The organism is Streptomyces pathocidini (assembly GCF_001418495.1).
GTDB classification, from domain to species: Bacteria; Actinomycetota; Actinomycetes; order Streptomycetales; family Streptomycetaceae; genus Streptomyces; species Streptomyces pathocidini.
Genome location: NZ_LIQY01000640.1, coordinates 1 through 4,594 on the forward strand (window position 1 = coordinate 1; position 4,594 = coordinate 4,594).

Annotated in this window: 7 protein-coding genes and 1 tRNA gene; 5 read left to right on the forward strand and 3 right to left on the reverse strand. The window is 68.5% G+C overall.

Annotated elements, in window-relative coordinates:
• The first annotated feature begins 403 nt into the window (after positions 1–403).
• Positions 404–919 carry a GNAT family N-acetyltransferase gene (locus AOK16_RS23890; RefSeq protein WP_055474192.1) on the forward strand — a complete coding sequence of 172 codons (516 nt, stop codon included), beginning with the start codon at positions 404–406 and terminating at the stop codon, positions 917–919.
• Between the two features lie 10 nt (positions 920–929).
• Positions 930–1,011 (forward strand) — tRNA-Leu (locus AOK16_RS23895).
• Positions 1,012–1,052: 41 nt separating this feature from the next.
• Here AOK16_RS23895 and AOK16_RS23900 read toward each other — a convergent pair.
• On the reverse strand, positions 1,053–1,505 hold the full coding sequence (locus tag AOK16_RS23900; RefSeq protein WP_079101711.1) for an ATP-binding protein: 453 nt from the start codon (positions 1,503–1,505) through the stop codon (positions 1,053–1,055).
• A gap of 146 nt (positions 1,506–1,651) precedes the next feature.
• Between AOK16_RS23900 and AOK16_RS23905 the strand changes: the two genes are divergently transcribed.
• The 3 genes from AOK16_RS23905 to AOK16_RS23915 all read left to right on the forward strand — a co-directional run bounded on the left by AOK16_RS23905 (position 1,652) and on the right by AOK16_RS23915 (position 3,996).
• Positions 1,652–3,001: an NsdA family TPR-like regulatory protein gene (locus tag AOK16_RS23905; protein WP_055474193.1), complete on the forward strand. Its 1,350-nt coding sequence runs from the start codon at positions 1,652–1,654 to the stop codon at positions 2,999–3,001.
• 1 nt (position 3,002) lies between these two features.
• Positions 3,003–3,539 carry an NUDIX domain-containing protein gene (locus tag AOK16_RS23910; protein ID WP_079101712.1) on the forward strand — a complete coding sequence of 179 codons (537 nt, stop codon included), beginning with the start codon at positions 3,003–3,005 and terminating at the stop codon, positions 3,537–3,539.
• A 151-nt stretch (positions 3,540–3,690) separates the two neighbouring features.
• A complete protein-coding gene (locus AOK16_RS23915; protein WP_055474195.1) occupies positions 3,691–3,996 on the forward strand; it encodes a hypothetical protein in 306 nt (101 codons plus the stop codon).
• Here AOK16_RS23915 and AOK16_RS23920 read toward each other — a convergent pair.
• Complete coding sequence (locus AOK16_RS23920; RefSeq protein WP_055474196.1) at positions 3,990–4,196, reverse strand: hypothetical protein; 207 nt, start codon at positions 4,194–4,196, stop codon at positions 3,990–3,992. The two genes, AOK16_RS23915 and AOK16_RS23920, sit on opposite strands and share 7 nt — an antisense overlap.
• A gap of 69 nt (positions 4,197–4,265) precedes the next feature.
• Positions 4,266–4,496: a FitA-like ribbon-helix-helix domain-containing protein gene (locus tag AOK16_RS23925; protein ID WP_055474197.1), complete on the reverse strand. Its 231-nt coding sequence runs from the start codon at positions 4,494–4,496 to the stop codon at positions 4,266–4,268.
• Positions 4,497–4,594: the final 98 nt, after the last annotated feature.

The window sequence follows — 4,594 nt, forward strand, 5'->3', positions numbered from 1 at the left end:
TAGCCGGTCACCGCATGCGCGGGCACGGCCGCGGCCGCGTCCTCGGTGGCACTCGCCGTCCCGACCCCGACGAGCCCACCGGCCGTGACCAGCCCGGCGAGTAGCCCGCCGACCAGCCGCGCCCTCTTGCTCCTGCTCCTGCTCCTGCTCCTGCTCCTGCGATACGAACGTGCGCGTTCCACGACTGCCTCCGGTGTGGGGGGAGTTGGGCGGTGGTACGTGGTGCACGCGAGGCCCTGCGCTGACGCTTGCCGTACAACGTGGTCCAGACCAATAAACTTGTCAAGCCCTGTCGCGTAGCGGGGCGGGGGATGGCGAGGGCGCTGGGACTTGGCGCCGCCGATGCACACGTACGCGTCGGGGCGTGTGGCGTCGATAGGCTGCCGCTGTGCCCTATTCGCCGATGCCGCTCCATCTCGAAACCACTCGGCTGGTGCCGCGTCCGTGGGCCGAGTCCGACGCCGACGCCGACGACCATCGCGCGCTCGCCGCCGAACGGGGCGATGGAATCCCATCCGTCGAGGACAACCGGAGGGTGATCGAGGCCCAACTCGCCGCACCGGCACGGACGGGACTTGCCCTGTTGGTCGTCAACCGCCGCGATACAGGCGAGTTCATCGGGTACTGCGGGCTCACCGTCGGTCGCGCTTCCGTCGACGAGCCCGAGATCGCGTACGAGCTGTTCCGACGGTGGCACGGTCAGGGCTATGCGACCGAGGCGGCCTCTGCCGTCCTGGACGCGGCGATCGCCAGCGGGCGAAAGCGGCTCTGGGCGACCGTACGCCCCTGGAACACACCGTCGCTCCGCGTCCTGCAAAAGCTCGGCTTCGAGCGCGACCACGTCTCAACAGACGACCGCGGCGAAGTGGTATGGCTCACCCGCTCTCTGGCGCCCCAGCACCCGAGAGTGGCACACTGAGAGCGCACCAAGGAGTGTGGCGGAACTGGCAGACGCGCCGGATTCAAGTCCCGGTGTCCTCGGGCGTGAGGGTTCGAATCCCTCCACTCCTACTTCCGAGCGCCATTGCACTGCGATGTCCGCAGAAAAACGATCACGGCGCCGCTTGACCTGAAGCGAGCCCTCCACTCGTCAACACGTCGGAGTTCAAGACCGGCGAGGACTCCGACAGTTCCAGCTCGGCCCAGCACCGCTTGCCACGCGGGGTCGGCTCCCAGCCATGACGAAAGGCGAGCGCGTCGACCAACGCGAGCCCCCGGCCCGTCTCCTCGTCGTCCTTGGCAGCCCGGAACAAGGGCGGTCGGGGACTACCGTCGTAAGCGGAGACTCGTAGCAAGTTCCCGTCCAGGCACAGGGCGACAGCGACCCTGCCGTCACCACCGTGCACCACGGCGTTGGTCACCAGCTCGGAGACGATGAGCTCCAGCGTGTCGGCGGTCTCGCCGTCCAGGCCTCCGCCCCATGACCGTACGGTCGCAAGCACCTGCTGCCTCGCCCGAGCGACCGCGGAGGTGTTCGCGGGCATGGCGAATCGCGCTGCGGGCATGGGGGCTCCTTGCGGTTGGACCGGGGATGTGACCGAGACGGCCGATCTGACTATTAGTGAACTCCCGGTCGCTCACGGTGGGTACCGTGATGAGCAGGCAAAGCGGTTTACGCGGTTTACACAGCTCTGATCCGGGGGGGCTCACGATGGTGGCGAGAGAGCCGAACGGCCGGTTGCGCGATGCCATCGCCGCCACGGGCTGGACGTACGAAGCGCTGGCCCGCGCCGTCCGCAGAGTGGCGGCCGAGAACGGCGAGGTCCTGCGGACCAACAAGTCAGCGGTCGCCCACTGGGTCGACGGCGCCAGACCGTCAGGACGCGCGGGTCAATATCTCGCCGAGGCGCTGTCCCGACGCTCCAACCGCTGGATCACGCTCACGGAGATCGGGCTGCCGTCCTCTGAGGACCTTCTATCGCTGGGCGACGATCCCGTCGCATCGGTCACCGACCTCGGCCGCGCCGACGTGGAGAGGCGCCGCTTCCTCAGCACAGCCGCGTTCACAGCAGCGGCCGTCGCAATGCCGCTGTACTACGACCACGACGCGGTCTCCCGCATGCTTCGAGCCCGTAAATCGGGGGCGATGGTCGGGCACGAGGAAATCGACGTGGTGCGCCAGATCACTGCTGCTTTCAGTGCCGCCGATGAACTCCTGGGTGGTGGCCATGGGTTGACCACAGTCACGGCGTACCTGGCTGATACCGCCGCTCCCATGTTGTCGGCCCGCTTCTCGAACCCCAACCTCCGCCGGGCGGCTTTCGGCGCCGTTGCCGAACTCGCTTATCTCGCCGGGTGGAAGCACCACGATCTAGGACAGGAGGGTGCCGCGCAGCGCTACTACCTGGTCGGCTACCAGCTGGCCTGCGAATCCGACCCGCACGGACACGCCGCGTGGATGATGCGCACGCTTGCTCACCAAGCTCTGTCGCTTAAGCAGCCGCACCACTGCGTCGCGCTCGTGGAGGCCGCCCTCAGCCAAGGCCTGGGGCATGTCGACTGCCGAACCGAAGCCCTCTTGCACATCACCCACGCTCGCGCACACGCCGTCATCGGCGAGCGGCCGTCTGCCGCCCGAGCCCTCCTGGCAGCCGAAAACGCGCTGGCTCGTGCCGATGAGCCGCAACCCACATTCTCTCTGGTGAGCGGTCCTGCAGCAGGTACCGTCGCCAGTCACACAGCCCGCACTCTGACGGACCTCACCGATCACGCCGGGACCGAACGGCAGCATCGCGCGGCCCTCCGCAGCTGGGATCCGGAAAAATACAAGCGCGTGCACATGCTCACCTACGCCGATCTGGGCGACAGTCTCGCCGCCCAAGCCCGCGCCGACGAGGCCGTCGCAGCCTGGGCCCATGCCCTCGACCTCGCAAACGGGATGTCATCCGACCGTACCCGGAAGGCCATCTCGTCTATCCGACCCACACTCGCGATGTACCAGCGGCGCAAGGTGCCTGGTGCCACCGAACTCGCTCGCCGCACCCACGAGGCGCTGATCTAACATGCTGAGCAACCCTCTCGGAGAAGGGACTGCCGTGGCACAACCGGACCCCACAGCCCCACCCCAGCCGCTGAAACCCGCTGTCGAGTCGATGACCTTGCTCGTGGCCGCAGTCATCGTCCATGACACGAGCACCAACCGCGTCCTCCTTCTCCAACGCGGCCCCAACGCCAAGTTCGCCCAAGGGCTATGGGACCTCCCCGTCGGCAAGAGCGACCCCGGCGAGCCCGTCACGGAAACCGCCGTACGCGAACTCCGCGAGGAGACCGGTCTTGTCGTGGACCCGAAGTCGCTTCGCGTCGCCCACGTCATCCACGGCGCCTGGGGTGTCGAAGCCCCCAACGGCTTCCTGACGGTCGTCTTCGTCACCCACGATTGGTCCGGCGACCCGGTCAACGTCGAACCGCACAAGCACGCCCAAGTCCGCTGGGTAAGCACCGATGCCGTCCCGCAGGAGTTCGTGCCGACCACCGCCAGTGCCCTCAACAGCTACTTGACCGCAGGGCCAGCCGTCTCGCTCGAAGGCTGGCAGAACTGATTCCCAGCCGTCGGCTACCCGACCGTCGATGACTGCCCGCCAACACCCGTCAGCCCGCAACAACTGGCAAGGCTGCGAGCCACCGTCTCGTGGGGCGCGCCCCCGTAGAGCTGAAGCCTGATGCGGCGAGGCTCAGACAGTGGTACGCGATGTGATCCCCGGCGCGATCGAGGAAGTCGACACCGCCGCCAAACTACTCGGCTTCACCTTTCAGCCGGGCACATACAAGGGGCTGATCACGACGGTGGCGCTGCACCGGAGCCACGTGAACCTCATGTTCAGCAAGGGCGCCGAACTCGCCGAGCGGGACGGTGGCGAACTCCTGGACGGCACCGGCAAGCGGGCCCGACACGTCAAGCTCCGCGACCTGCGGCAGCTGGAAGACGCCCGCATCAGGGACCTCCTGGCAGCTGCCGCGGAACTCACCCCACGGCCCGGCGCGGGCGGCGGTCAATAGGGCTGGCCGGTTCCGCGGTCCCGTAGCGCGCCCAGACCCGACGCGTCGTTGAAGTGCTCGTACGCGCGCGCCCGTCGGGGCGCTTCCCGCATGCCGCGCGTGGCGGCCTCCCCGATCCGGTGGGACTCGGCACCGCCACCGATCCGCCGCCGGTCGCGGCGCACCAGCGCCGTGGCTCCAGCACCCAGGATCAGCACCACGGCAGCGCGATCGCCGCCACATAAAACATGGCACCGCCTCCCCCTCAGACCGCGCGCCGGTCCTCCAGGTCACCGGCCGAGCCGTCCCGCGTCAACCTCCGCCAGCACGGCGTCGGTTGACAACCTCGCCGTGGCACACCGCCCAGTCCTCCTCAGGACCTCCTCGGACACCGGGGTCACCGTGGCGGCTTCGAGCACGCCCCGCGCGTACGCCTCCAACGACTGCCCTCTCCGCGCGGCTCGCGCGCGGAGTTCCGCGAGGACCGCGTCCGGCACGCCACCAACGAGGAGATCCGCCATGCCGCAAGCATGGCGGATCTCAACTGCCGGGCGCAGCCCATACGTTCACCCCGCCGGATGGCGGGGCGGCGTCAAACGACCAGGCTCAGCCCCGCCAC

Excerpts from the sequence above, each read along its gene's own strand:
- AOK16_RS23900 (WP_079101711.1), bottom strand. The coding sequence starts at position 1,505 with ATGCCCGCAGCGCGATTCGCCATGCCCGCGAACACCTCCGCGGTCGCT.
- AOK16_RS23890 (WP_055474192.1), top strand. The coding sequence starts at position 404 with ATGCCGCTCCATCTCGAAACCACTCGGCTGGTGCCGCGTCCGTGGGCC.
- AOK16_RS23910 (WP_079101712.1), top strand. The coding sequence starts at position 3,003 with ATGCTGAGCAACCCTCTCGGAGAAGGGACTGCCGTGGCACAACCGGAC.
- AOK16_RS23905 (WP_055474193.1), top strand. The coding sequence starts at position 1,652 with ATGGTGGCGAGAGAGCCGAACGGCCGGTTGCGCGATGCCATCGCCGCC.
- AOK16_RS23925 (WP_055474197.1), bottom strand. The coding sequence starts at position 4,496 with ATGGCGGATCTCCTCGTTGGTGGCGTGCCGGACGCGGTCCTCGCGGAA.